Here is a 24,960-nt window from a genome sequence, read left to right on the forward strand (position 1 = left end):
CCTCCACGCCATCCACCCGCCCCACCACGCCCTTGCCGGTGTCCGAGCGGAAGTCCTCCACCGCCGTCAGCACCGCGCCGCGCTCCTTCGCACCGGACACAATCGCCTCCGCCAACGGGTGCTCGCTGCCACGCTCCAGGCTGGCGGCCAACCGCAACAGCGTCGCCTCGTCGAAGCCCTCCGAGGGAATCACGGACACGAGGCGCGGCTTGCCCTCGGTGAGCGTTCCCGTCTTGTCCACCACCAGCGTGTCCACCGCCTCCAGACGCTCCAGCGCGGCGGCGTCACGGATGAGCACCCCCGCCTGCGCGCCCCGCCCCGTGGCCACCATGATGGACATGGGCGTGGCCAGACCCAGCGCGCACGGGCACGCGATGATGAGCACCGCCACCGCGTTGACCAGCGCATGCGCCAGCCGAGGCTCCGGCCCCCACACACCCCACACCACCGCCGTCACCACCGCCACCACGATGACCACCGGCACGAAGACCGCAGCCACCTTGTCGGCCAGTCGCTGAATCGGCGCGCGGGTGCGCTGAGCCTCGCTCACCCGCTGGACGATGCGCGACAGCAGCGTGTCCTTCCCCACCCGCTCGGCCCGCATCACCAGCGAGCCCGTCCCATTCACCGTGCCGCCCGTCACCTTCGCGCCCGAGGACTTCTCCACCGGGAGCGACTCGCCCGTCACCATCGACTCGTCCACCGCGCTGGCGCCCTCGAGCACCTCACCGTCCACGGGCACCTTCTCGCCCGGCCGCACCCGCAGCCGGTCCCCTGGATGCACATGCGCCAGCGGCACGTCTTCTTCATGCCCGTCGTCACGCATCCGCCGAGCCACCGGCGGCGCCAGGCTCAGGAGCGAGCGCAGCGCACCCGACGTCGCGTGGCGCGCCCGCAACTCCAACACCTGCCCCAGGGCCACCAGGGTGATGATGACGGCGGCGGCCTCGAAGTAGAGGGGCGCCGTGCCGCCATGTCCCGTGCGCAGCCCTTCCGGCAACACATGCGGGAAGAGCGTGGCGAAGACGCTGAAGGCATACGCCGCGCCCGTCCCCAGGGCGATGAGCGTGAACATGTTGAGGTGCCGGTTGCGCACCGACGTCCAGCCGCGCTGGAAGAAGGGCCAGCCGCCCCACAGCACCACGGGCGTGGCCAGCACGAGCTGCGCCCAGGCCAGCACCGAGGCCGGCACCGCATGCTGCACGGGCTGTCCCGGAATCATGTCCGACATCGCCAGCACCAGCAGCGGCACCGTGAGGCCCATGCCGACACGGAAGCGCAGCCACATGGACTTCAGCTCAGGGTCCGGAACGTCCTCGGGCAGCACGGTGCGAGGCTCCAGCGCCATGCCGCAGATGGGGCAGCTCCCCGGCCCGTCTCGCACCACCTCCGGGTGCATGGGGCACACGTATTCGACGCGCGTCTCCGGGACGGAGAGCGTCTCCGGCTCCAACGCCATGCCGCACTTCGGGCAGGCCCCCGGGTGGTCCTGACGCACCTCCGGGTCCATCGGGCACACGTACATCGTCCCCGGCGCGGCGGGCGGCTCCTCCTGCTTCTCGGCGGGAGGCGCGAGGAAACGCGCCGGGTCCGCGCGGAAACGCTCCCGGCACTTCGGATTGCAGAAGGAGAAGGTGTGCCCCTCGTGCTCCAGGCTGCCGCCCTTGGGAGCCAGGGGGTCCACCTTCATCCCGCAGACAGGGTCGACCACGTGAGTCCCCTCGCCTGGAGGCAGAGGGGGCGTCGGATGCGAGTGATGATGCGAGCCCGGGTGGGAGTGGCGGTTCATGGTGCGTCTCTCCTTTCACCCAGGCCAACGAGATACCCGGCCAGCTCTTACAGGTGACTTTTCGAAAGAATGCGCACCCCGAGTGGCCCAGGTGTCCACCGACGGCGAATCAGCGCCGGGCCAGGGGGCCGCCGAGCGCTCCCTGGCTCACTTCGGCGGCTCGTTGTAGCCCGCGTCCCCGTAGGGCTTCAGGCGCTCCAGCCAGAGGTTCTCCAGCACCTGGAGCTCCGCCTTCAGGTCCACGCCCGGCTCCTTGGGAGGCTCCAGCACGTCGAGCACCTCGAAGGAGAAGCTGTCCGCGCCGTCGCGCCTCCAGTCCTCCAGGAGCGCGGGGATGCGAGGCATCCCGCTGGTCAGCTCGAAGCGGATGCGGTTGAGCATGCCGGGGGCATTGAGGCTCGATCCCACCAGCACCTTCCCGTTGGCGCGATTGCGGACCGCATACACGCCCATCGGCGGGGGCTTCTCCTTGTACTCGCGCTTCAGGTCCGAGCGTCGCGCTCGGCTCGAATCCGTGGACGACATGGCGGACTTCCTTGGGTGAGGAGGGGACAGTGATTCGGCGGCGTCATCGCCGCACAGCTTCAGCAGGCGTTGCTCCAGTCGCGCATGCGCCTGCGCATCCAGCGGCTCCAGCCAGTTGGGCCCCGCCAGCTTCCAGTCGACGTCGGAAGGGTCCAGGCCCAGCGCGGTCAACACCGCGGACTGGCAGATGAAGAACTGCTCTCGGAAGGGGAAGAGATGACCTCCCGAGACACGCAGCGAGGCGACGGCCTCTTCGTACGTGGCGAACCAGTGGTTGAGGAAGTGGGGGCCCACGCGCTCCAGGAGCCGCTCGAAGTCGACCCGAGGCGCGTCCCGAGCCTCCAGCGCGTGCTTCAGCTCGCTCCAGGTGGCGTACCCCTGCTCCCGAGCGATGACGGCCAGCACGTGCTTGCGCTGCACCGACTCCCGACGCGCGAGCACCTCGCCCAGCGGCAGTCCCGCGAAGACAGGCAGCGCCCGCAGTCGCTCGGCGGCCCGCGTCGCTCGCGCCGGGTCTGTCGAGCCCAGCTCCTTGAGCAGGAGCGAAGCGCGGACCTTGCACTCGTGGAGGGAGAGGAGCTCGGCGGCGGGTGAGACGGTTCCCATGAAAAGTCCCTCGTTGGCGGCCCCACCCGTGTCACGGGCCGTGGAAGGAACTCATCGGAAACTGTGGGCCTGCCGGGAGAAACGAGGGTGACGTCGTCTTTTCGGGAAGGCGCCCCTCGGCACCTCTGTGAAGAGTTAACGGCGGGGGCGGAACTTCGGCAAGGGCTTTCTCTCGCGCCGCGAGCGCCCCGCCCACCGCCTGCTCAGGAGCGTGCCTTGCACGAACAGTCCAGGCAGCCGTGCGCCGCGCAGGAGCCGCAGCTCCGCTCCAGTTGCTTCTTGAGGGCCTGCCTCGCCCGATGCAGTCGCACGCCCGCGTTGTTCGGAGTGATGCCGGCCTCGCGCGCCACGTCGGGCACGGCGCGCTCCTCCAGGTCTACCTTGCGCACCAGCTCCGCGTACTCCGGCTTGAGGGTGGGCAGGAGCGCTCCCACACAGGCACAGACGGTCTGCTTCAGCTCGGGGTCTTCGGAGGGCTCCTCGGCTTCGCGGGCCTCGCGCGCCAGGGCACGCCCTTCCACCTGCTGATGACGGCGGTGGTCCACCAGGGCGTTGCGCAGGAGCCGGTAGAACCACGTCACCGCGCCCTCGGGCTCCGGCAACGTCTCGCCTCTCTCCAGTGACTTCACGAAGGCGGCCTGGAGGATTTCCTCGGCCGTCGCGCGATTGCCCACGCGGCGCTCCACGAAGGCCAGGAACTGGCGATGGTTCTCCACCAGCGCGCGCGTCACCGCGTCGCCGTCCTCCCGTGTCGCCTCGACGCCCGTATGTCCGGTCTCACTCATTGAACCACCAGCATGCCCTTCATCATCTGCATGCCGCAGGTGAAAGGGAACGCGCCGACCTTGTCCGGCGTGAAGCTCACCACGGTCTCCGACAAACCAGGCAGGGGACGCTGGATGCCGAAATCGGGGATGAGCAGCTCGTCACCGCACCCACCGGAGTCCTTGCGCACGAAGCGCAGCCGCGCGGGCACGCCCTGCTTCAGCGTGACCTCGCTCGGCTGGTAGCCACCCTGCACGGTAATCGTCACCTCCTGCACCGCGTCGCCCTTCGCCTCCGGGGACTTCGAGGACGGCTTCGGCGCGTCCATGGGCGTCAGCAGGAAGCCGATGAAGTACTCGGGGTCTTCGGGCAGGGGCAGGCGCACCGTCACTTCGCGCTCGGCGTCCGCCGCGGGGAGCGTTCCCGTCAGGAAGGTCCCTCCCCCCTCGGGCACGAGCGGCGCGGACACACCGCCCACCTCCACCGTGCCCTTGCGGCCCGCCAGGGGGAGCGGCTGGCGGAAGGCATCGGTCACCCACACCCGCACCTCGCCGGACCGCAGGGACACCACTTCCAGATGCGTGTCTCCGCTCATGGCCACGACACCGCCATGGAACGGCGTGTGGTCATGCTCCAGGGCCACGGCCTCGGCCACCACGCGACCCTCGGCCTCGGTTCCCTTCACGTGGACGCGCTGGCCCACGCGAGCCCCCAGCAAGGTCTTCACGTCCTGTCCCGGAGAGGCGAGCACGAGGGCCGTGGCGCCCCCCTCCTTCTCCAGCGAGTACACGCCGCCCTGCTTCGCGCAGGCCTCGGCGCTCAGTCCCACGGCGGGTGGCGTCGGGCACGGAGCCAGGCGGAGCGTCCCCACGATTCCACCGCCGTGCCCATTCGCCTCCAGGTGCGCGGCGAAGCGAGCCACCTCCGGCTTCCCGTCCCGCACCACCGTCACCACCATGGCCAGGTGGTCATCGGCGTGCTCCGGCCCTTGCCCCGACAGGTGGTCTCCCGAAGGCGTCAGCACGATATTCGGATAGCCCCCCTTCGCCACCTTCACGGAGCCCGTGGCACCCGCCACCGGACGAAGTGCCAGCGCGTCGTCCAACAGGTACACGCGATAGCCACCGCCACGCGTGGTCACCAACTCCAGGTGTCCTCGGGGCGTGGACTCCACCTGTCCACCGTGAGGCGCCGCGTGGGCGTGGGCCTGCCGCGCGGAGTGGGCCACCTCGGTCGGCGTGGGCTCGGGCGCGGGCGCGTCTTTCTTGCTGCATCCGACCACCAGCCCCGCCGCCGCGAACACCGCGATGATTCTCTGTCCCATCGAACGCACCCTGTCTCCTCAATCCAATGCCACGCGAGGCCCGGTCATCAGCCCGCGCGCGCGAGTCGCTCTCCCTCGGGCTTCGGCCCGGGGAGCGTCAGGTCATCTTCGGCGCGCGCCGCGGCCTTGCGCGCCAGGTAACGCTCCAGGGCCGGACGCCCGAAGCGGTAGAACACAGCCGGGGTGACGAGCAGGTCCAGCAGCGTGGAGCTGATGAGCCCGCCGAGGATGACGGTCGCCACCGGGTGCAGGATTTCCTTGCCCGGCGCCCCCGAGGCGAGCGCCAGCGGCACCAGGGCCAGTCCCGCCGTGAGCGCCGTCATCAACACCGGCACCAGTCGCTCCAGCGAGCCGCGCAGCACCAGCTCGCGACTGAACACCTCGCCCTCCTGCTCCACGAGGTGGAGGTAGTGCGAGATGAGCATGATGGTGTTCCGACTGGCGATGCCGCACAGGGTGACGAAGCCCACCAGCGTCGCCACCGACAGCGGTTGGCCGGTGAGCACCACCGCCGTCACGCTGCCCACCAACGCGAGCGGGATGTTGAGCATCACCTGCGCCACCAGTCGCACCGAGCGGAAGTGGGCGTACAGCACCAGGAACATGCCCGCGAGCGACAGCAGCGACAGCAAGGCGATGAGCCGCGTGGCGGACTGCTGGCTCTCGAACTGCCCCTCGTAGGAGAGGAAGGTCCCGGTCGGCAGCGTCACACTCGCGGCCACGCGCTCGCGGACCTCTTCCACCGCGCTGCCCAAATCACGCCCGGCCACGTTGGCCATGATGACCACGCGTCGCTGGAGGTGGTCATGGTGGATGACATTGGGGCCCCGTGACTCCACCACATCGGCAATCGCGGCCACGGGCACACGCGCGCCGGACGGCGTGTCGACCAGCGCCCGGCGAAAAGCCTCCGCGTCAACGCGCGCGCGTTCTTCGTACCGCACCAGCACGTCGAAGGTGCGCTGTCCCTCCAGTACCTGCCCCACCACCACGCCGTTGAACGCCTTCTCGAGCTGCTCCGCCATGGCCCCTGGCTGCACTCCCAGCCGCGCCGACTCCTCGCGCTTCAGGCGCACCTGAAGCTGGGGAATCAACGTCTGCTGCTCCACCTGGAGGTCCACGACACCGGGCACCTGGGCCATGACCGCGCGGACCTCTTCCGCCTTGCTCCGCAGCGCATCCAGGTCCTGGCCGAAGAGCTTCACCGCCACCTGCGCGCGGATGCCCGACAGCAGATGGTCCAGGCGGTGGGAGATGGGCTGCCCCACGGACACGGAGAGGCCGGGCAGCACCGCCAGTCGCTCGCGGAGGTCGGCCAGCACCACGTCGCGAGGTCGGCCCCCTTCCTTGAAGTCCACATCCAGCTCCGAGTAGTGCACGCCCTCCGCGTGCTCGTCCTGCTCGGCGCGGCCCGTGCGTCGCCCCACCGTCTTCACTTCCGGCACGGAGGCGATGAGCCGCTCGGCGAGCAACCCGAAGCGGTTGGACTCCTCCAACGAGGTGCCCGGAGGCGCCAGCACATTCACCGTCGCGGTGCCCTCGTTGAACGGCGGAAGGAAGGAGCGGCCCAGGAAGGGCACCACCGCCACGGCGGCGAGCACCAGCAGCGTCGCGCCCACCAGCACGGGCTTCGGGTGGCCCAGGGCCACGTCGAGCACTCGCCGCGCTCGCGCCTTCAACCACCGCACCAGCGCTCCGTCGCCATGCTCCAGCAAGCGGCCCCGCGGCAACAGGTACGCGCACATCGCCGGGGTCACGGTGAGGGACACGAGCAGCGAGGCGAGGATGGACACCACATAGGCCACGCCGAGCGGCGCGAAGAGTCGTCCCTCGATGCCACCCAGGGCGAACAACGGGAGGAACACCAGGACCACGATGAGGGTGGCGAAGACGATGGAGCCTCGCACCTCGGCGGAGGCGCGGTAGATGACGCGGAGCGCGGGCTCCGGCGTGTCCTTCGCGCGGTTCTCCCGCAGGCGTCGATAGACGTTCTCCACATCGACGATGGCATCGTCCACCAGCTCGCCCACGGCCACGGCCAGTCCGCCGAGCGTCAGCGTGTTGATGGACAGGCCAAACGCGTTCATCACCAGCGCGGTGATGACGAACGACAGGGGAATCGCGGTGAGCGTTATCGCCGTGGTGCGCAGGTTGACGAGGAAGAGGAACAGCACGACCACGACGAGGAGCGCGCCGTCTCGCAGCGCCTCCACCACGTTGCCGACAGCGGCCTGGATGAAGTCCGCCTGTCGGAAGAGTGTCTCCACCCGCACGTCGTCGGGCAGCGTGAGCCGGAGGTCCTTCACCGCCGCGTCCACCTGCTCCGTGAGCGCCAGGGTGCTCGCGCCGGGCTGCTTCTGCACGGCGAGAATGACCGCGGGCCGCCCATTCATTCCGCCGTCACCGCGCTTCACCGCGGGCCCCACGTCCACTTCCGCGACCTGGGAGAGTCGCACGGGCACGCCCTCGCGCACCGCCACCACCGTCCCGCGCAGGTCCTCCACGGAGGCGCTGCGCGCGAGGTTGCGGACCAGGTACTCACGCCCACCCTGGTCCACGAAGCCGCCCGTGGTGTTGCCCTGCGAGAGTCCCGCCGCGCGCTCCACGTCCTCGAAGGTGAGACCGAATGACAGCAACTTCTCCGGTGCCACGCGCACCTGGAACTGCTTCACCCCGCCGCCCAGCACCGTCACCTGCGCGATGCCCGGAATGGTGAGGAGCCGCTGACGCAGCACCCAGTCCGCCAGGGAGCGCAGCTCCAGCGGTGACGTGCGGCCTTCCTCGCTCTGCACGCCGAGCAGGAGGATTTCTCCCATGATGGAGGACACGGGCGTCAGGTGGGGCGCCACGTCACGCGGCAGTCGCTCGCTCGCCACCTGGAGCCGCTCGGAGACGAGCTGTCGGTCCAGGTAGATGTCCGTGCCCCAATCGAACTCCACGTAGACGATGGACAGACCCACGCCCGAGGACGAGCGCACGCGCTGCACTCCCGGCGCGCCGTTCATCGCCGTCTCGATGGGCGTGGTGATGAGGGTCTCCACCTCTTCGGGAGACAGGCCGCCCGCTTCGGTCATCACCGTCACGGTGGGACGGTTGAGGTCCGGGAACACGTCCACGGGCAGACGCGTGACGGCCCAGCCGCCATAGAGCAGCACCGCCACGGCCGCCAGCACGACGAACAGGCGGTGGCGAAGCGAGAAGAGGATGACGTGGTCGAGCACTACCGCCCTCCCCTGGCCAACCTCAACGCCGCCACCCCGGTCACCACGACCCGCTCACCGGCCTGCAAGCCCTTGAGTACGGCGCGCCACGCACCGTCACTGCCACCCAGCACCACGGGCCTCAGCTCGAAGGCCTCTGGCGCGGTGTGGACGAAGACGAAGGTCCGCCCCTCCTCCTCCACCACCGCGTCCTTCGGCACCGCCAGCGCGTCCTTCTGGCCCCCTTCTCCGAGGGCCACATCCACGAACATGCCCGGCCGCAGTCGACCGTCGCGGTTGTCGACCTCGAACAGTACGCGCACGCTGCGCGTCGACTCGTCCACCATCTGCCCCACGTGGTAGGGCCGCGCGGGGAAGTGCTGGCCCGCGTAGGCGGGCGTGGTCACCAGCGCGCCCGTGGTGCCCTCCGCGCGCGCCACGTCTCCTTCGAACACCCGCGCCTCCACCCAGAGGACGGAAGAGTCCAACACCGCGAAGAGGGCGCGGGACGGGTCCACCTGCTCGCCCACGGATGCACGGGCCTCCACCAGCACTCCGTCGATGGGCGAGACGAGCGAGAAGCGCGCGGTGCCCTGCCCCTGTCGTGCGCCCGCGAGCACGTCTCGCGCGGACTTCGCTCGGCTCCACTCCTGTTCAGCCGTGTTCACCGCGAGCCGCGCCTGTTGGACTTCCTTCTCCGCCACCACGCCCTGAAGGGACTCCAGGCGCGTCAAATCCCGACGGGCCTGCTCCAGGGCCGCCTGCGCGCGTACGGCCTCCGCTTCGGCCTGGAAGTGACTGGTCGACAGCCCCGTGGACTCCGATGTGGACAGGCTCTGCTGCACCAGCGCGAGCACCTCACCGCGCTTCACGCGCTGACCCACGAGCGGCACGGTGCCATTCGCGGCGAGCACCCGGCCCGACACGGGCGCGGACACCTGTGCGAAGCGGTCCGTGCGCGGCACCACCTTCCCCGGGGTCACCAGGCGCGACTCCAGGGAGCGCACCGCCGCTCGCTGCGTCCGGACTTCGAGCAGGAACTGTGTCTCCTTCGGTACGGTGAAGGCGGTGCCAGCGACGATGGGCTGCTGCGCCGCCGCGGGCTTCCCGTGTTGCTCTCCTGCGTGCGCCAGGACGAGGGGACTCGTGAGGAGCAGCGTGAGCGACAGCATCCCACGAGCAGTGAGGGAGACAGCAGACCCGCTCATGACCGCACCTTCTTGTGTCGGTTCATCCACCACGCACCCGCCACCAGCAACAGGACGATGCCACCCGTGGCACTCCAGCCCAGGGGCCCGCGCAAGCCAGGGCCGGCATCGGTGGCGTCGTGTTCCGAGGACAGATGCACCGTCCCCAGCGCCAGCACGTCCAGGTCGTTGCCACGAGTCACGGTGACCACCGCCGCCAGCTCCGCTCCGGGCAGAAGCTCCGCGTCGGCCACGTAGACGCCGGGGGACTCCAGCTTCGGCGCCAGCGTCTGCACGGTCGACCCGGTGAGGGTGAGTTCCAGATGGGCGCTGCTCACCGGCGCGTTCGTCTCCACGTCCGCGACCCACAGGCGAACAGGCGTCTTCGCGGCCTCTGAATGCTCCGGGTGCTTGAGCACCACCTCGAACACCTCTCCCGTGGCGGAGAGGACATGCCAGGCCTCACCCGGCACCGACGCGGTGGCGGTGTCTCCGTGGGCCGCGCCCTCATGCGCCAGGGCTGGCAGCGACATGCAGGCCATCAACACCCACCACCGCGCTGCCCTCATCGCGACACCTCGTGCGGAAGCAGGGCGGCTCGTCCCTGCTTCTCGCCGCATCTGGGTCGCGAACCCGAGCCGTTCATCGGTCCTCATTCCGGCACCTCGCCCGTAGGCATCCGTCCCACCGAGCGCAGCAAGGCCGTGCGCGCACGTGCCAGCGCCGCCGCCGCATCCACCGCGTCCGCCGAGGCGGCGAAGGACCTGTCCCTGGCGAGCAACAACGCGTCCAGTCCCAGTTGCCCCGCCTCGTAGGCACGGCGCACCAATTCCAGATTTCGGTCCACCGAAGGACGCACCGACATCAAGGCCGTGTGCGCGGCTCGCGCGGCCTCGAACGTCGTGCGTGCCACGGCCTGCTCTGACTCCACCTCACGCGTTCGCGCGATGCGCTCCGACTCACGCACCTTGTGTCGAGCCCGAGCCTGCGCCAGTTCGCCCTGGTTGCGGTCCCACAACGGCAGCGGCACCGACAGTCGGGCGATGAGCAGGTGTTCGGTGTGCAGGTCCGTGAAGGCACCGTGGGCTTCCGGCCGACGCTCACGCTCGTAGCCCAGGGACAGCGTGGGATTGGGGATGCGCTCGCGGCGCAGCAGGTCCACCTCGGAGCCCGCCGCCGTCACCTCCGCGCGCGCGGCCACCAGGGTCGGCTGTTCGCCCGTCAGTTCCGACGGCAGGGCGTCCGTCGCCGAGTCGAGGAGGGAGACCGTGAGCGGCGCGTCCGCCGGACGTCCCAGTCTCCGATTCAGCTCGACGCGAGCCGCCTGCGCCTCCGCGTGGGCCTGTGCGACCCGAGCCTCCGCGCGGGCTCGCTCCAAGGTCGCGGCATTGCGTTCCAGCTCCGACACGTCACCCGCGGCGAAGCGGCGCACCGTGGCGGTCTCCATCTCCCGGGTCAGCTCCAGCGCCTCGCGAGCCAGCGAGGAGCGAGCTTCGCGCCGCTCCAACTCCACCGCCGCATCCACCGCGCCCGACGAAGCACTCAGCATCGCGGCCTGACGCCGCGCACGCGCCGCCTCTTGAGCAGACCTCGCGCGGTCCAGTCTCAGGCCGCGCTGTCCGGCGACCTCCAGCATCTGGCTCAGCACGACTTCCGTGCGCTGCTCACCTTGTGCGCCCGTGAGGGCATCACTGACGACCGCGACCTCGAGGGAGGGATTGTTTCGAAGCCAGCGGCCGTCCGCCGCGCGAGTTCCCTCGGCACCTTCTTCCTCGGCGCGTGCCGCCGCGACCTCGGGACTTCGAGCCACGGCCTCCGACGCCACGCGCGCCAGCGGCCACGCCTCCAGGGGCGAGGCAGCCAGCACGAGCGACAGGGCAGCGGGCACGAGCAACATGTCCACGTCCCAACGCAAGTCGCGTACCCAACCCGAAGGCCAAGGATTCCAACAAGTTGGGCACAAGTGAGGCCGCACCAGGTGTGACCATGTCCATCACACTGTGATGGGCCCGAGCGACCAGCGCTCCCAGTGGGGCGACCTGCTCAGCGCGTCGGCAGCTCGCGAAAGGAGATTCCTTCCAAGGCCAACCGATGCACCGCCTCCATGAACCGCTCGGTTCCCACAATCACCGTGGCGAAGTCGCCCACCCTGAAGAGGTCACGGTCCAGGGGCAAGGTCGCGGCGTCGAGGATGGGCTCCTCTGGCAGCCGGAGCCCGACCCGTCCGCAAGTCGAACACGGCGGAGGCAAATCCGGAGGAAGACAATCCGGGTGCAGCCGTCCGCGTGGTTCGATCTGAAGCTCCAGCAACGCTAGGGGTTCTTGTTGACGGAAGCGAAGCTCTGTTCGGCAGTCCACGAGTCCGCGCACGCCCTCCGCTTGAAGCGGCTCCAGCACTTCACTACGAACCAGCAGCAAGCTGTCGCCCAACCAGGCGAAGGCTGCGAACCTGCCGGAAGCAGTCCCCACCAGCGGGCCGAATGCCGTTCCAGGAGGCAACGTCGCGGTCGACGGTGCCAGCGGCCTCACTCGTTCTCGGAGACGTGCGAACTCAGGGAAGGGTTCGGGCCGGGCCTTCAAGAACTCGTCCTGGTCTGGCAGTCCGGACAGGTCGACCGCCGGATACTGGTGTCCCGAGGAACTCCAGGTCGCACCACACATCGTGCAGTGCGCGCCAGGAAGCCCCCACCTGTGCGCGGCGTTGAGGCCTCCGTTAAAGCGAGGCCAGAGTGACTTGTCCCACCTGAGTTCGAAGACGCGCATCACGCTCCCGGCCTGGAATGGTAGGGCTGAATGGGACCTCCCATGAGCTGGAATCGATAGATGAGCTCCCCTGCGTGCTTGAAGATCTCCTCGGGCCGCGCATCGTCGTTGCTCCGGATGAACTCCCGCCAGGCGTTGTTCCAAGCTCCTCCCGAGGGTCCTCCTTCGTGAATCCTTCTGTGGAGGTCTCGAGGAATGGGCATGGTGTAGTCGTGAATCTTGAGACCCTGGCGCTCGAACCACCGCGCCAGATCTTCCGCCTGGGGGAATATGTGGTGTTTCTCGAACCGGCCCCGAGGGAGCTGATGGGACGGTGGGATGACGCGTTCGGGGGCACCATTCCAATTCGGGAAGACCATGACGGCGCCCTTGGGGAGTTGCTGGGCACCGCCCCAGTTCCGTCGAGGCCCCATCCCGGGAGCCGCTGCCGCCGCTGGCGGACGTGACGGAGGAAAGCGCGCGAGTTCGACGTCGCTGGCCACATCCTCACACCGATAGAAACCGCACATGTCCCCCAGGCACAGGAGCGTGACACACCGGTCCAAACTCGGAGCGGAACACTCCACTTCCGTCCCACCCACCTCATGAGGGTCAGGAACGTGCTGCGCGGTGGAGCAAGCCAGCAAGTGCGCGGCAACCAGCAACCACAATGAGTCGCGAATGAGCGGCATATCTGGCGAAACCTAGCCGCAGTCGCGGTGTGAGGGATTGACAAGGCCCCGCATCCCGTTTATCTCGCGTGCAGCATCAAGAGCGGTACCGCTTCGGCGGTGGCCCGACAACCTGGAGACGGACCTCCAAGGTGTCCAAACGATGCGGCTCAGGGAGCAGGTGCTCCACGGGCAAACCAAGCGTCCGAAGCGAGGCAACTCCTCAGCTTCGGTGAGAGAGGACCTCCGTGGTTCCATCCACCTCCGCCGCATCCCCTCGCGCCACGCAGCGCCCCCGCCGCGAGAGCGCTCGAATGCGCCGCGCCCGCCACGTCACCGTCCCGCGAATGCGCGGGCCGCTACACGCCGGCTAGCGCTCCCACTCCGCTCCCATTCCCTTTCCTTCCTTCGTCCGTCGGCGCCCAGGCGCCGCGCTCGCTCGACGTGTGTCGACAGCGCGGCCTCGCGCCCTCTCATGTCTTCAGGGCCACGGCCCTCGTTCGAGGTTCGCAGATGAGCAGCAACTCCTTTCGGGTGATGAAGTTCGGCGGCTCCTCCGTGGGCTCACCCCGCCGGCTGCGCCAGGTCATCGAGCTGATTGGCAAACACTCCCGCACGGGCCCGCTCGCCGTCGTCGTCTCCGCGATGGGCGACACCACCGACTGGCTCCTGGAGGCCGCCGACCTCGCCACCCGCGGCGAGCTGGAGGGCTCGCTCACCGTGGTGGCCCGCATCGCCCACCTCGCCAAGACGAACGCCGCCGCGCTCCACCCCGCGCAGTCCACCACACTCGCCGCGCGCGTCGACCAGCTCCTCGCCCCACTCCAGCAACTCCTCCAGGGCATCTCCCTCACCCGCGAATGCTCCCCGCCTTCCAAGGACAAGGTCCTCTCCTTCGGTGAGATCATCTCCGCCACCCTCCTCGCCGAGCTGCTCAGGGCCGCGGGTACCGAGGCTCACTTTCGCGACGCCCGCCTGCTGCTCGTGACGGACGACACCTTTGGCACCGCGCGCGTGGATGTGACGCGGACCCGCGAGCGACTCCAATTCGCCACCGCTGAGTGGGGCACCACCGTCCCCGTCATCCCCGGCTTCATCGCCGCGACGCTGGACGGACGCACCACCACCCTGGGCCGCAACGGCTCCGACTACACGGCGGCCCTGGTGGCGCAGGGGCTGGGAGCCTCTGAAGTCACCGTGTGGACCGACGTGCTCGGGCTGCACACCGCCGACCCGGACCTCGTCAGCGACGCGTACCCCGTGGCGCACCTCACCCATGGCGAGGGCCTGGAGCTGGCCGCCGTCGGCGTCCGCATGCTGCACCCGCGCACGATGATTCCCCTCATCGAGGCCGGCATCTCCCTGCGCATCCGCAACACCATGCACCCGGACCACCCGGGCACGCTCATCGACGCCATCGGCTCGCGCGACGGGCAGCGCCCCACGTGCATCGCCACGCGCGAGGACCTGGCCCTGCTGGGAATCGAGGTGCGCAAGCTCTCCGACCAGTTCCAGCTCGGCGAGCGCGCCCTCTCCGCGCTGCGCGCCGCCCGCGTCACGGTGTGGATGACCGCCCAGTCCGCCAACGGCCAGTCCATCGCCCTCGTCGTCCCCCGACCCGATGCGCAGCGCGCCCGCAACGCCCTGGAAGCAGAGCTCGCGCAGGAGCTGGCGCGCCGTGAGGTGGAGCCGCTCGGCGTCCGCGAGCCGGTGACGCTCGTCACCCTGGTGGCCGAGGCGATGGGCCACGGTGTCAATGTGGCCGGCCGCTTCTTCAGCGCCCTGGGCGCGGTGGGCGTCGGCGTGCGAGCCAGCGCACAAGGCGCCAGCTCGCGCTCCATCTCCTGCGTGGTGGACGCGGAGGACACCGCCATCGCGGTGCGTACGACCCACGCCGCCTTCAACCTCGCCCATCAACAGGTCAGCCTCTTCCTGCTCGGCAAGGGCACCGTGGGAGGTCAGCTCCTCGCGCAGCTTCGCGCCCAGCAGGACCAGCTCCGCCAGCGGCACGGCATCGCGCTGCGCGTCGTCGGAATCGCCGACAGCCGACACACCCTGTTCGACCCGGCCGGCCTCGCCCTGGACGGAATCGAGGAGCAGCTCGCTCGCGTCGTCCGAGGTGAGCCTGGCACGCGCGCACTGGCGCCGCTGCTGGACGAGCTGCGCCGGCTGCCCGTGCCCATCCTCGTCGACTGCACGGCGGACGGCGACGTGGCCTCGCTCTACACGGAGGCGTTCCGTCGGAGCATCCACGTCGTGGCCGCCAACAAGAAACCGCTCGCCCTGCCCTGGAACGAGCGCGAGGCCCTGCTCGCCGAGGCGCGCCGTCACCACGTCGCGTACCACTACGAGACGACGGTGGCCTCCAGCCTCCCCGTCATCGACACGCTCGCCAACCTGGTGCGCACCGGCGACACCGTGCGCCTCATCACCGCGTCCCTCTCCGGCAGCGTGGGCTTCATCTGCAACGAGCTGACTGCCGGCGTCCCTCTGTCCACGGCCGTCCGCACGGCCCGCGAGCGCGGCTTCACCGAGTCGGACCCGCGCGAGGACCTGTCCGGCGCGGACGTGGCACGCAAGGCGCTCATCCTCGCCAGGGAGCTGGGCCTGTCGCTGTCACTCTCCGACGTCGCCCTGGAGCCCTTCGTCCCGGAGCCCTCGGACGCGGGCGATTCCCCCGAGTCCTATCTGCGAAGCCTCCGCGCACTCGACGCGGAGTACACACAGAAGGTGGAGCGCTGCCGACAGTCCGGCACGGTGCTGCGCTACCTGGCGCGCATCGACCCGACGCGGCTGGGCACCGACGCGCCCGTCATCCGCGTGGGACTCACCGCCGTCGAAGCGGGCCAGCCCGCCGCGGACCTGCGCGGCTCCGAGTCCTTCGTCTCCTTCACCACCACGCGACACAGCGAGTTCCCCCTCACCGTGCGCGGCGCGGGCGCAGGGGGCGCTGTCACGGCGTCGGGTGTGCTCGCGGATATTCTCCGCGTCTCCCAGACGCTTCGAGGCCGCTGAGCCTCGTCCACCCGGAAACAGGAGCCACCTCATGAAACTCGCCACAGCCCTCGTCCACGCCGGCACGCGCAGAGACCCGACCACCGGCGCGGTCGCGGTGCCCATCTACCATTCCGCCACCTACCAACACCCCGCGCTCGGGCAGTCCACCGGGTACGACTACTCGCGCACGAAGAACCCCACCCGCGCCGCGCTCGAAGACGCGCTCGCGGGCCTCGAAGGCGGCAACCGGGGCCTCGCCTTCTCCTCCGGCATGGCCGCGCTGCACTGCGCGCTCCAGCTCCTCGGCCCCGAGGACCACCTGGTCCTCACCGAGGACCTCTACGGCGGAACGTTCCGGCTGGTGGACAAGCTGCTCCACATCCCCCACACCTTCGTGGACACCACGCGGCTGGACGCGGTGCGCGCGGCGCTGCGTCCCAACACCAAGGCCCTGCTGGTGGAGTCGCCCACCAACCCGCTGATGAAGACGGCGGACCTGTCCGCGCTCGCGGACATCGCCCGGAAGGCGGGCGCGCTCCTCATCGTGGACAACACCTTCAACACACCGTTCCTCCAGCGCCCGCTGGAGCTGGGCGCGGACATCGTCGTCCACAGCGCGACGAAGTATCTGGCCGGACACAACGACGTCGTCGCCGGAGCGCTCGTGGTGAAGGACGCGGCGGTGGGCGAACGGCTCGCCTTCGTCCAGAACGGCATCGGCGCCATCCTCGGGCCGCAGGACTCCTACCTCGTGATTCGCGGGCTCAAGACGCTCGCGCTGCGCATGGAGCGCCACCAGTCCAACGCTCGCGAGGTGGCCGCCTTCCTGTCGAGCCACCCCCAGGTCGAGCGCGTCTACTACCCCGGCACGGGCGGGATGCTCTCCTTCGACGTCACCGACGCGGCCCTGGTGCCCCAGGTGCTCGCCGCCGTGCGCATCTGCCTCTTCGCCGAGTCCCTGGGCGGCGTCGAGACGCTCATCACCTTCCCCGCCACGCAGACCCACGCCGACATCCCCGTCGCGCGCAGGGAACAGCTTGGCATCACCGACCGACTGCTTCGCCTCTCCGTGGGTATCGAGGACTGCCATGACATCATCTCCGATTTGGCCCAGGCGCTCGAAGGGCGCTCCCAGCCCGTCGAACTTCGCCACGCGACTGCTGCACACGGGTCATGAAGTCGACCCGGTGACGGGCGCCGCCGCGGTGCCCATCTACCAGGTCTCCATGTTCGACCAGCCGGGTCTGGAGCACTCCGGCGAGTTCGACTACGCGCGCTCCGGCAACCCCACGCGCAAGGCGCTGGAGGGCGTGCTCGCGAGCCTGGACGAGGGCGCCGGGGCCTTCGCCTTCGGCTCCGGCATGGCCGCGCTGTCCACGGTGCTGATGCTCTTCAGCGCGGGGGACCACCTGGTCGTCACCGACGACTGTTACGGCGGCACGTACCGCGTGCTCACCCGGGTGTTCAGCCGCTTCGGGCTCAAGGCCACCTTCGTGGACACCTCGGACACGGACGCGGTGCGCGCCGCGTTCCGCCCCAACACCAAGGGGCTCCTCGTCGAGACGGTGAGCAATCCCTTCCTGCGCCGCACCGACGTCACCGCCATGTCCATCCTCGCGCGGACATATGGCGCGCTGCTCATCGTGGACAACACCTTCCTGTCCCCCTACCTCTCGCGTCCGCTCACCGAGGGCGCGGACATCGTCATCCACTCCGCCACCAAGTACCTGGGCGGACACAGCGACATCATCGCGGGCACCGTGGCGGTGCGGACGCCGGAGCTGGCGAAGGAGGTCTACTTCCTCCAGAACGCGGTGGGCGCGGTGCTCGGGCCGCAGGACTGCTTCCTGCTCCAGCGCGGCATCAAGACGCTGCAGGTCCGCATGGAGCGGCAGGTGCGCACGGCCGGGGCGCTCGCTCGCTGGCTCGGAGGCAGGCCGGAGATTCGAGAGGTCTTCTATCCAGGCACCGGCGCGGTGGTGTCCTTCCGACTCGCCCACGACTCGATGGCGGCGACGTTCGTGGACTCGCTGCGGCTGCCGCTGCTCGGCGTGTCGCTGGGCGCGGTGGAGAGCATCATCACCGTGCCGGCGAGGCACTCGCATGCCTCCGTGCCCGCCGCCGAGCGCGAGCGACGGGGAATCACCGACAGCCTCATCCGCTTCTCCGTGGGTCTGGAGGACCTGGAGGACCTGCAAGCGGACCTCGCGCTCGCGCTGGGCCGGGCCTTGAAGGAGGCCGCGTGAAAGGGAGGTCGGGTTGACAGTCTCCGGCGGATTGGTTACGTCCTGAAGCCGATGCTCTGCTTCGTCGCTCCGTTCGGGTCCTGTTGTCGCGGCATGTGTTGCCGCGTCACGACGGGTCCGTCCGTTCGAGCGTACTGAGCGTCTTTCGCGCGCAGGCGTGTCCGGCCCGTCCTCCCAGAAACCTGGAGACGGGCCGTTCCATTTTCCCCACACGCCGGGGCGCTGCATCGAAGTCCCGGCCCCAACCCCGAGACGCGGATGCCCAACAACATCTACCCCGACGTGACGCAGCTCATTGGCCGCACGCCCATCATCCGCCTGTCGCGCGTCGGAGGCCCTGACGCGGCCACGCTGCTGGCGAAAGTCGAGTCCTTCAATCCCGGTGGCAGCGTGAAGGACCGCATCGGTCTGGCGATGATTGAGGACGCGGAGAACAAGGGCCGCCTGCGTCCGGGCATGACGATTGTCGAGCCCACCAGCGGCAACACCGGCGTGGCCCTGGCCATGGTCGCCGCGGTGAAGGGCTACCGCATCATCCTCACCATGCCTGAGAGCATGAGCGTGGAGCGCCGCCGCATCCTGGAGGCCTATGGCGCGGAGCTGGTGCTGACGCCCGCGGCCAAGGGAATGAACGGCGCCGTCGAGGCGGCCGACGAGCTCATCAAGGAGCTGGGCGACAAGGGCTTCATGCCGCAGCAGTTCCGCAACCCGTCCAACCCGGAGATTCACCGGCGCACCACGGCGAAGGAGATTCTCGGAGACCTGGACGTGCGCAAGCTCGACGCCTTCGTGGCGGGCATCGGCACGGGCGGCACGATTACGGGCGCGGGCAGCGTGCTCAAGAAGGAGAACCCGTCCCTGCAGGTCATCGCCGTGGAGCCGCTGCGCTCGCCCCTGCTCACCCAGGGCAAGGCGGGGCCGCATCGCATCCAGGGCATTGGCGCCAACTTCGTGCCGGAGGTGCTGGACCGCTCCGTCTATGACGAGGTCATCGACGTCGCGGATGTCGACGCGTACCTCGCCGCGCGGGAGCTGGCGAGCCGGGAGGGTCTGCTCGTGGGCATCTCCAGTGGCGCGGCGCTGCACGCGGCCCGGCAGGTGGCGCGGCGACTGGGTCCCGGCAAGACGGTGCTCACCGTGCTGCCCGATACCGGTGAGCGGTACTGGAGTTCGTTCGCGGCGTTCGCCGAAGAGCTGGCGAACACACCGCAGGGAGTCGGTGGATGATTGAGCTGCGCGGTATCAGCAAGGTGTACAGGCAGGGCGGGCGCGAGGTGTCGGCGCTCCAGGACGTGTCGCTGCGGGTGGACCCAGGAGAAGTGTTCGGCGTGCTCGGGCAGAGCGGCGCCGGCAAGTCCACGCTCATCCGCTGCGTCAACCTCCTGGAGCGTCCCACCCAGGGCCGCGTGCGGGTGAATGGGAAGGAGTTGCTGTCGCTGAGTCCCGATGAGCTGCGCCTGGCGCGGCAGGGCATCGGGATGATCTTCCAGCACTTCAACCTGTTCTCCTCGCAGACGGTGGCGGCCAACGTCGCGTATCCGCTGGAGGTGGCGGGGCTGCCGCGCGAGCAGATTCGCGCGCGCGTCGCGGAGCTGCTCTCGCTGGTGGGCCTGTCGGACAAGGCGGACACCTACCCGGCGCGGTTGTCGGGTGGGCAGAAGCAGCGGGTGGGCATTGCCCGCGCCCTGGCGCCGCGACCTCGCATCTTGCTGTCCGACGAGGCGACGTCGTCGTTGGACCCGGAGACGACGCGCTCGGTGCTGGCGTTGCTCCGGGATTTGAACCGACAGCTTGGCCTCACCATCCTGCTCATCACGCATCAGATGGAGGTGGTGAAGGCCATCTGCGACTCGGTGGCCGTGCTGGAGCAGGGACGGCTCGTGGAGCAGGGCAAGGTGGTGGAGCTGCTCTCCCGTCCGGGCTCGCATCTGCATGGGCTGTGCTACCCACCCTTCACGACGGGCGAGAGCGCCGTCCTTCGGGGCGGTCAGCGCGTGGAGCTGTCACTGTCGGGCGAGCACTCCACGCGTCCCATCCTCTCCACCCTGGCGCGTCGCTTCGACGTGGACGCGCATCTGCTGGAGGGCTCGCTGGAGCGCGTGGGCGAGGCGCGCGTGGGGCGGCTGCTCTTCGAGCTCACGGGTGCTCCGGACGCGGTGAGCCAGGCCCTGGCGTTCCTGCGCGAGCAGGGTTTGACGTCGGAGGAGGCGGCCCATGCCTGGTGAGCTGACGCATTCGCTGTGGGTGGCCACGCTGGAGACGCTCTACATGACGTCGGTGGCCACGGTGTTGGTGGTGCTCGCGGGGCTGCCCCTGGGAGTGCTGCTGGTGCTGACGGACCGGGGCGGACTGTGGGAGCGCCCGGCGCTGCACCGCGTGCTGGGCACGCTCGTCAACGTGGGGCGCTCGGTGCCCTTCATCATCTTGATGGTGGCCATCGTCCCCCTGACTCGCCTGCTGGTGGGCACCACGATTGGCACCACCGCCGCCATCGTTCCGCTGGTCGTCGCGGCGATTCCCTTCATGGGGCGCGTGGTGGAGCAGGGGCTGCGCGAGGTGGACTCCGGCTTGGTGGAGGCCGCCATCGCCATGGGCTCCACCCACCGGCGCGTCATCTTCCGCGTCCTGATTCCCGAGGCCCTGCCATCTCTCGTGCGCGGTACCGCGCTCGTGGTTATCAGCCTGCTCGGCTACAGCGCCATGGCGGGAGCCGTGGGCGGAGGTGGGCTGGGAGACCTCGCGGTGAAGTACGGGTACATGCGCTTCCGGACCGACGTCATGCTGGGCTGCCTCGCCGTGTTGCTGGCGCTGGTGCAGCTCGTGCAGTGGCTTGGGGATGGCGTGGCTTCGCGCTTCGACCACACCTCGCCCCACTCCCGCCGCGCGCACGACTGAAATATCCCCCCGGTCACGCTGTTGCCCGCGGCCTCTCCTCCGGAATCCACACCCCATGAAGCCACCTGCATCATTTTTCATCATCCCCCTGGCCTTCGCCGCCGTCTCCATTGCGCTGCTCGTGGGAACGGGCTGCAAGAAGTCGGAGGCTCCCGCCATCGGCGAGGCGCCCGGAGTGCCCACGCTGAGAATCGGCGTCAACCCGGTGCCGCATGGCGAGATTCTTCGCGCTGCGGTACCCGTGGCCCTGCGTGACGGCGTGCGCATCGAGGTGGTGGAGTTCACCGACTACGTGCAGCCCAACGTGGCCCTGGCGGATGGACAGCTCGACGCCAACTACTTCCAGCACGTGCCGTATCTGGAGCGCTTCTCCGCGGACCGTCAGCTCGCCCTGCGCAGCGCGGGCGCGGTGCACCTGGAGCCGCTGGCGCTGTACTCGACGAAGTTCCGTCAGCTCGCGGAGCTGCCCGAGGGCGCGCAGGTGACGATTCCGTCCGACCCGAGCAACGCGTCTCGCGCGCTGCATCTGCTCGCGGACCAGGGCCTGTTGCGGCTGAAGGAGGGCGCGGGCGCCGTCGCCACGGTGCAAGACGTGGTGGGCAATCCTCGCAAGTTGGAGCTGCGGGAGATCGACGCCGAGCAGCAACCGCGCACGCTGGAGGACGTGGCCGCCGCCGTCATCAACGGCAACTACTTCCTGGAGGCGCAGAAGCACCTGAAGCTGGACGCGAAGGTGCTGGCTCGCGAGTCCTCCACGCGCAATCCGTACGCGAATGTGCTCGTCGTCCGGAAGGGCGACGAGTCCCGCCCCGAGGTCCGGGTGCTGCTCAAGGCGCTCCAGTCCGGAGAGGTGCGCCGCTTCATCGAGTCCCAGTACGGCGGCGCGGTGGTGCCGGCGTTCTGAGTCGCGCGGTTCGCTGCGCAGGGCGATCCAGGCGGAGAGCGGTGCCGCATCCCTCGGCGGCCTGATGGTGCTGGCGTTCTGAGACGCGCGTCACTCGGAGCGCTTGAAGTCCTCCGAGCGCACTCCGTAGCGCTTGAGCAACCGGTGGAGGCTCTCGCGCTCCATGCCGGCACGTTCGGCGGCGTGGGTGACGTTGCCGCTGAACTCCTGCATCAACGCGGTGAGGTACTCGCGGGACACCGTGTCGCGGGCGCCGTCCACTGCTTCGCGGTAGGGCAGCTTCGCCAGGGATTCAGCGGTGGCCCTCACTCCCGGAGCCGTGGCGCCCGAGGTGACACCGCGTGACGTGGCCACCTCGGGAGGGAGGTCCTCTGGGGTGATGCGTGTACCTCGGGCCACGGCCACGGCTCGCGCCACGGCGTTCTCGAGCTGTCGCACGTTGCCCGGCCAGTCGTAGGACGCGAGTGCGCGCAGGGCCTCGGCGGTGAAGCTCTCCACTTCAGACCGTCCCGGGCCGGACAGGAAATGCATCGCGAGCAGCGGGACGTCCTCACGTCGCTCTCGCAGTGCTGGCAGTCGCACCGTCACCACGTTGAGGCGGTAGTAGAGGTCCTCGCGGAAGCGACCGGCGGCCACCTCGGCGGACAAGTCACGGTGCGTGGCGGCCACCACGCGGACGTCCACCTTCACCGGCACGGTGGTGCCCACGCGCCGGACTTCCTTCTCCTGCAGGGCCCGGTTGAGCTTCACCTGCACGGGCAGCGGCAGATCTCCAATCTCGTCGAGGAAGAGCGTGCCGCCGTGGGCCTCCTCGAAGAGTCCGGGCTTCGCCACCGTGGCGCCCGTGAAGGCGCCCTTCGCGTGACCGAACAGCTCGCTCTCCACCAGCTCCGCGGGGAGCGCGCCACAGTTCACCGCCACGAAGGGCTTCGCGGCGCGTGGGCTCTCCTTGTGGACAGCCCTCGCGGCCAGCTCCTTGCCCGTGCCTGTCTCGCCTGTGAGCAGGACGGTGAGGTCTCTCGCCGCGACCTGGGAGAGCAGGCCGTGCAGAGCGTGCATCGCGGCGCTTCCGCCCAGCAGCCCGTGGAGTTCGGGGGCCGACGCGAGCCGGGCTTTCAGTCCCGCGGCCTCCCGGCCCTGGCGACGCTTCTCCAGCGCACGTGCCACGACGAGCGCGACCTCGTCGGGGTCGAACGGCTTGGAGAGGTAGTCGTAGGCGCCTTCCTTGATGGCCTCGACGGCCTTGGGGATGCTGGCGAACGCGGTGACGAGAATCACCTCCGTGTCGGGAGCGCGGCGCTTCACTTCGCGCAGCACCGCGAAGCCGTCCGCTCCGGGCATCTGGATGTCCGTCACCACCACGTCGAAGTCGCGCGAGGCCAGCAGCGACATGGCCTGCTCGCCATCGGCGGCCTCCGTCACGGCGTAGGCGTCTCCGAGGATGCGGGAGAACAGCTTGCGCATGTTCTCCTTGTCGTCGACCACCAGTACGCCGGGTTGGGTTGGAGTGCTCATGCCATGGCCTCCCGCTCCGCCGACGCGGGGGGCAGTCGCAGCGTGAAGCGCGCGCCTCCCAGCGGGCCCGTGTCCGCCTCGATGCGTCCGCCGTGTGCCTCCGCGATGGCCTGACTCACGGCGAGCCCCAGGCCCGTGCCCGTGGACTTGGTGGTGAAGAAGGGCTCGAAGAGGCGGCGGCGGTCCTCGGGCTTCACACCGGGGCCGGAGTCGGAGACGGAGACGCTCGCGCCGCCGTCCTTCGCGGATGCGATTCGCACCTCGACGGTGCCACCGGTTCCTGCGGCCTCCGCGGCGTTCTTCACCAGGTTGAGGAGAATCTGGCGCAGCCGCGACGGCTGGGCCCACGCGCTCGCCGAGCCCTCCACGCGCACGTCCACTTGTCCGAGTCTCTCTGCTTCGCGCAGCCTCGCCACCACGTCCTCACACGTCTCGCGCAGGGGGACTATTTCCACCGGGCCCTGGCCCGGGCGGGAGAGGTCGAGGAGCCCTTCGACGATCTGCTGGCAGCGCACGGCCTCCTCCTCCACCACTTTCAGGTCTTCCGCCAGGGCGCCCTCCGCCTTGCGTTGGAGGATGCGCACATAGCCGAGGATGACGCCGAGCGGGTTGTTGATTTCGTGGGCGACGCCCGCCGCGAGTCGGCCGACGCTGGCGAGCTTCTCGTGTTGAACGAGCTGGGCCTGGTGCGTGCGCAGGGCATCGGTCATCCGGTTGAACTGCGCGGCGAGTCGGCCGAGCTCTCCCGGGTCGTCCTCGGGGATGCGCGTGTCCAGGTCGCCCTGGGCGAGTCGAGCGGCGCCCTCGGACAGTCGAGCCACGGGGCGGGCCACGGAGTTGCCGATGTAGATGCCCACGCCCACGGCGAACAGCGTCGCGCCGCCGAGGAAGAGCAGGGCCCAGCGGAAGCTGGTGTGCTCGACGGCGGCGACGTGTTCCTCGAACGAGCCGATGGAAGTGTCGAAGCGGCGCGCCAGGGCCTCGGCGCGGGCCTGGATGAGGGAGACGCGCTCCAGGGCGCGGCCGTGGGCGGTGGTGACGGCGGCGTGGTCCTTCGCCAGCACGGCGGGCAGGAGTGTCTCGCGATACAGCCGGTCCAGCGCGTCACCGTTCTCCTGGATGTCCGCCACCCAGGCGCGCTCCTCGGCGTCCTGAGCCTGCTCTCGGAGCCGGCGGGTGAGCGTCTCGACGCGTGCTCGCGACTCCTCGTGGAAGTGAACGTGGCTGGCGTTGCCGAGGATGATGGTGTGGGCCAGATGCGCGTACTGGTCTCGTACGGCGGTGGCCAGCTCGAGTGCCTCGCGGACCCGGCCGCCGGCCTCACGCAGCTCGTGCGAGGCGTCGTGGATGTCCGCCAGCCGAGCAAGCGCGAAGCCCGATGCGGCGGTGAACAGCGCCACCAGAGCACCGAAGGCGAGCAGCAGCTTGCGAGTCGTGGAGCCGGAGGTGGGAAGCATCGCGCTCTATATAAGGGAGTGCGGGGCTATGTGGGTGAGCGATGTCGGCGCGTGCACAGTCTCACTCGCCCCATCAACCAGGTTGTCTCCGCGACTTCCTACCTTCGGTAGAATGCCTGTGTCGTTTCCTCTGTCGG

At 69.6% G+C, this 24,960-nt stretch carries 19 protein-coding genes and 1 riboswitch; of the genes, 7 read left to right on the forward strand and 12 right to left on the reverse strand.

All coding sequences use genetic code 11. From position 1 onward, the window contains the following. The 10 genes from HR086_RS13455 to HR086_RS13500 form a co-directional block, all read right to left on the reverse strand. Positions 1 to 1,789: heavy metal translocating P-type ATPase (locus tag HR086_RS13455; RefSeq protein WP_174465821.1), on the reverse strand; the 1,789-nt coding region annotated here is incomplete at its 3' end. A gap of 147 nt (positions 1,790 to 1,936) precedes the next feature. Further along, a complete protein-coding gene (locus HR086_RS13460; protein WP_174465822.1) occupies positions 1,937 to 2,920 on the reverse strand; it encodes a GIY-YIG nuclease family protein in 984 nt (327 codons plus the stop codon). Positions 2,921 to 3,123: 203 nt separating this feature from the next. Beyond that, positions 3,124 to 3,705, reverse strand: a complete 582-nt coding sequence (locus HR086_RS13465) for an RNA polymerase sigma factor (RefSeq protein WP_141644712.1) — start codon at positions 3,703 to 3,705, stop codon at positions 3,124 to 3,126. Next, on the reverse strand, positions 3,702 to 5,009 hold the full coding sequence (locus HR086_RS13470; RefSeq protein ID WP_174465823.1) for a cupredoxin domain-containing protein: 1,308 nt from the start codon (positions 5,007 to 5,009) through the stop codon (positions 3,702 to 3,704). The genes HR086_RS13465 and HR086_RS13470 overlap by 4 nt, the downstream gene beginning before the upstream one ends. 47 nt (positions 5,010 to 5,056) lie before the next feature. Then, positions 5,057 to 8,230: an efflux RND transporter permease subunit gene (locus HR086_RS13475; RefSeq protein WP_174465824.1), complete on the reverse strand. Its 3,174-nt coding sequence runs from the start codon at positions 8,228 to 8,230 to the stop codon at positions 5,057 to 5,059. Further along, complete coding sequence (locus HR086_RS13480; RefSeq protein WP_174465825.1) at positions 8,230 to 9,417, reverse strand: efflux RND transporter periplasmic adaptor subunit; 1,188 nt, start codon at positions 9,415 to 9,417, stop codon at positions 8,230 to 8,232. The genes HR086_RS13475 and HR086_RS13480 overlap by 1 nt, the downstream gene beginning before the upstream one ends. After that, a complete protein-coding gene (locus HR086_RS13485; RefSeq protein WP_174465826.1) occupies positions 9,414 to 9,965 on the reverse strand; it encodes a hypothetical protein in 552 nt (183 codons plus the stop codon). Before HR086_RS13485 ends, HR086_RS13480 begins: the two co-directional genes overlap by 4 nt. An 83-nt stretch (positions 9,966 to 10,048) precedes the next feature. Beyond that, positions 10,049 to 11,293: a TolC family protein gene (locus HR086_RS13490; RefSeq protein ID WP_174465827.1), complete on the reverse strand. Its 1,245-nt coding sequence runs from the start codon at positions 11,291 to 11,293 to the stop codon at positions 10,049 to 10,051. Positions 11,294 to 11,439: 146 nt separating this feature from the next. Continuing rightward, positions 11,440 to 12,162, reverse strand: a complete 723-nt coding sequence (locus tag HR086_RS13495) for a double-CXXCG motif protein (RefSeq protein ID WP_371817223.1) — start codon at positions 12,160 to 12,162, stop codon at positions 11,440 to 11,442. Next, positions 12,159 to 12,830: a TIGR02269 family lipoprotein gene (locus tag HR086_RS13500; protein ID WP_174465828.1), complete on the reverse strand. Its 672-nt coding sequence runs from the start codon at positions 12,828 to 12,830 to the stop codon at positions 12,159 to 12,161. The genes HR086_RS13495 and HR086_RS13500 overlap by 4 nt, the downstream gene beginning before the upstream one ends. 68 nt (positions 12,831 to 12,898) lie before the next feature. Next, positions 12,899 to 13,019: riboswitch (SAM-I-IV-variant riboswitch) on the forward strand. A 303-nt stretch (positions 13,020 to 13,322) separates the two neighbouring features. Here HR086_RS13500 and thrA point away from each other — a divergent pair. From thrA to HR086_RS13535, 7 genes are all read left to right on the forward strand, one after another. Continuing rightward, on the forward strand, positions 13,323 to 15,824 hold the full coding sequence (gene thrA, locus HR086_RS13505; protein WP_174465829.1) for a bifunctional aspartate kinase/homoserine dehydrogenase I: 2,502 nt from the start codon (positions 13,323 to 13,325) through the stop codon (positions 15,822 to 15,824). 31 nt (positions 15,825 to 15,855) lie between these two features. After that, positions 15,856 to 16,983: a PLP-dependent aspartate aminotransferase family protein gene (locus tag HR086_RS13510; RefSeq protein WP_174465830.1), complete on the forward strand. Its 1,128-nt coding sequence runs from the start codon at positions 15,856 to 15,858 to the stop codon at positions 16,981 to 16,983. Then, positions 16,895 to 18,052 carry a PLP-dependent aspartate aminotransferase family protein gene (locus tag HR086_RS13515; RefSeq protein ID WP_141644704.1) on the forward strand — a complete coding sequence of 386 codons (1,158 nt, stop codon included), beginning with the start codon at positions 16,895 to 16,897 and terminating at the stop codon, positions 18,050 to 18,052. The genes HR086_RS13510 and HR086_RS13515 overlap by 89 nt, the downstream gene beginning before the upstream one ends. 258 nt (positions 18,053 to 18,310) lie before the next feature. Then, positions 18,311 to 19,279, forward strand: coding sequence for a cysteine synthase A (gene cysK, locus HR086_RS13520; RefSeq protein WP_163869456.1), 969 nt, complete (start codon positions 18,311 to 18,313; stop codon positions 19,277 to 19,279). Then, positions 19,276 to 20,277 (forward strand): methionine ABC transporter ATP-binding protein, encoded by a 1,002-nt coding sequence (locus tag HR086_RS13525; RefSeq protein ID WP_174465831.1) that lies wholly within the window; start codon positions 19,276 to 19,278, stop codon positions 20,275 to 20,277. The genes cysK and HR086_RS13525 overlap by 4 nt, the downstream gene beginning before the upstream one ends. Then, the gene (locus HR086_RS13530) at positions 20,267 to 20,947 is read left to right on the forward strand and encodes a methionine ABC transporter permease (protein ID WP_174454500.1); all 681 of its coding nucleotides are present in this window, start codon (positions 20,267 to 20,269) and stop codon (positions 20,945 to 20,947) included. Before HR086_RS13525 ends, HR086_RS13530 begins: the two co-directional genes overlap by 11 nt. 55 nt (positions 20,948 to 21,002) lie before the next feature. After that, positions 21,003 to 21,851: a MetQ/NlpA family ABC transporter substrate-binding protein gene (locus HR086_RS13535; RefSeq protein ID WP_174465832.1), complete on the forward strand. Its 849-nt coding sequence runs from the start codon at positions 21,003 to 21,005 to the stop codon at positions 21,849 to 21,851. A gap of 90 nt (positions 21,852 to 21,941) precedes the next feature. Here the strand turns inward: HR086_RS13535 and HR086_RS13540 are convergent, their stop codons facing one another. Then, positions 21,942 to 23,366, reverse strand: a complete 1,425-nt coding sequence (locus HR086_RS13540) for a sigma-54 dependent transcriptional regulator (RefSeq protein WP_174465833.1) — start codon at positions 23,364 to 23,366, stop codon at positions 21,942 to 21,944. Further along, the gene (locus HR086_RS13545; protein WP_174465834.1) at positions 23,363 to 24,823 is read right to left on the reverse strand and encodes an ATP-binding protein; all 1,461 of its coding nucleotides are present in this window, start codon (positions 24,821 to 24,823) and stop codon (positions 23,363 to 23,365) included. The genes HR086_RS13540 and HR086_RS13545 overlap by 4 nt, the downstream gene beginning before the upstream one ends. Positions 24,824 to 24,960: the final 137 nt, after the last annotated feature.

Origin of the sequence: Myxococcus sp. CA039A, from assembly GCF_013336645.1 — a bacterium.
GTDB classification, from domain to species: domain Bacteria; phylum Myxococcota; class Myxococcia; order Myxococcales; family Myxococcaceae; genus Myxococcus; species Myxococcus llanfairpwllgwyngyllgogerychwyrndrobwllllantysiliogogogochensis.

Bases quoted from the DNA above. Each gene is read 5' to 3' on its own strand.
- thrA (WP_174465829.1), top strand. From the start codon at position 13,323: ATGAGCAGCAACTCCTTTCGGGTGATGAAGTTCGGCGGCTCCTCCGTG.
- HR086_RS13470 (WP_174465823.1), bottom strand. From the start codon at position 5,009: ATGGGACAGAGAATCATCGCGGTGTTCGCGGCGGCGGGGCTGGTGGTC.
- HR086_RS13490 (WP_174465827.1), bottom strand. From the start codon at position 11,293: ATGTTGCTCGTGCCCGCTGCCCTGTCGCTCGTGCTGGCTGCCTCGCCC.
- HR086_RS13535 (WP_174465832.1), top strand. From the start codon at position 21,003: ATGAAGCCACCTGCATCATTTTTCATCATCCCCCTGGCCTTCGCCGCC.
- HR086_RS13510 (WP_174465830.1), top strand. From the start codon at position 15,856: ATGAAACTCGCCACAGCCCTCGTCCACGCCGGCACGCGCAGAGACCCG.
- HR086_RS13485 (WP_174465826.1), bottom strand. From the start codon at position 9,965: ATGAGGGCAGCGCGGTGGTGGGTGTTGATGGCCTGCATGTCGCTGCCA.
- HR086_RS13480 (WP_174465825.1), bottom strand. From the start codon at position 9,417: ATGAGCGGGTCTGCTGTCTCCCTCACTGCTCGTGGGATGCTGTCGCTC.
- cysK (WP_163869456.1), top strand. From the start codon at position 18,311: ATGCCCAACAACATCTACCCCGACGTGACGCAGCTCATTGGCCGCACG.
- HR086_RS13460 (WP_174465822.1), bottom strand. From the start codon at position 2,920: ATGGGAACCGTCTCACCCGCCGCCGAGCTCCTCTCCCTCCACGAGTGC.
- HR086_RS13530 (WP_174454500.1), top strand. From the start codon at position 20,267: ATGCCTGGTGAGCTGACGCATTCGCTGTGGGTGGCCACGCTGGAGACG.
- HR086_RS13500 (WP_174465828.1), bottom strand. From the start codon at position 12,830: ATGCCGCTCATTCGCGACTCATTGTGGTTGCTGGTTGCCGCGCACTTG.
- HR086_RS13545 (WP_174465834.1), bottom strand. From the start codon at position 24,823: ATGCTTCCCACCTCCGGCTCCACGACTCGCAAGCTGCTGCTCGCCTTC.
- HR086_RS13525 (WP_174465831.1), top strand. From the start codon at position 19,276: ATGATTGAGCTGCGCGGTATCAGCAAGGTGTACAGGCAGGGCGGGCGC.
- HR086_RS13465 (WP_141644712.1), bottom strand. From the start codon at position 3,705: ATGAGTGAGACCGGACATACGGGCGTCGAGGCGACACGGGAGGACGGC.
- HR086_RS13540 (WP_174465833.1), bottom strand. From the start codon at position 23,366: ATGAGCACTCCAACCCAACCCGGCGTACTGGTGGTCGACGACAAGGAG.
- HR086_RS13515 (WP_141644704.1), top strand. From the start codon at position 16,895: ATGACATCATCTCCGATTTGGCCCAGGCGCTCGAAGGGCGCTCCCAGC.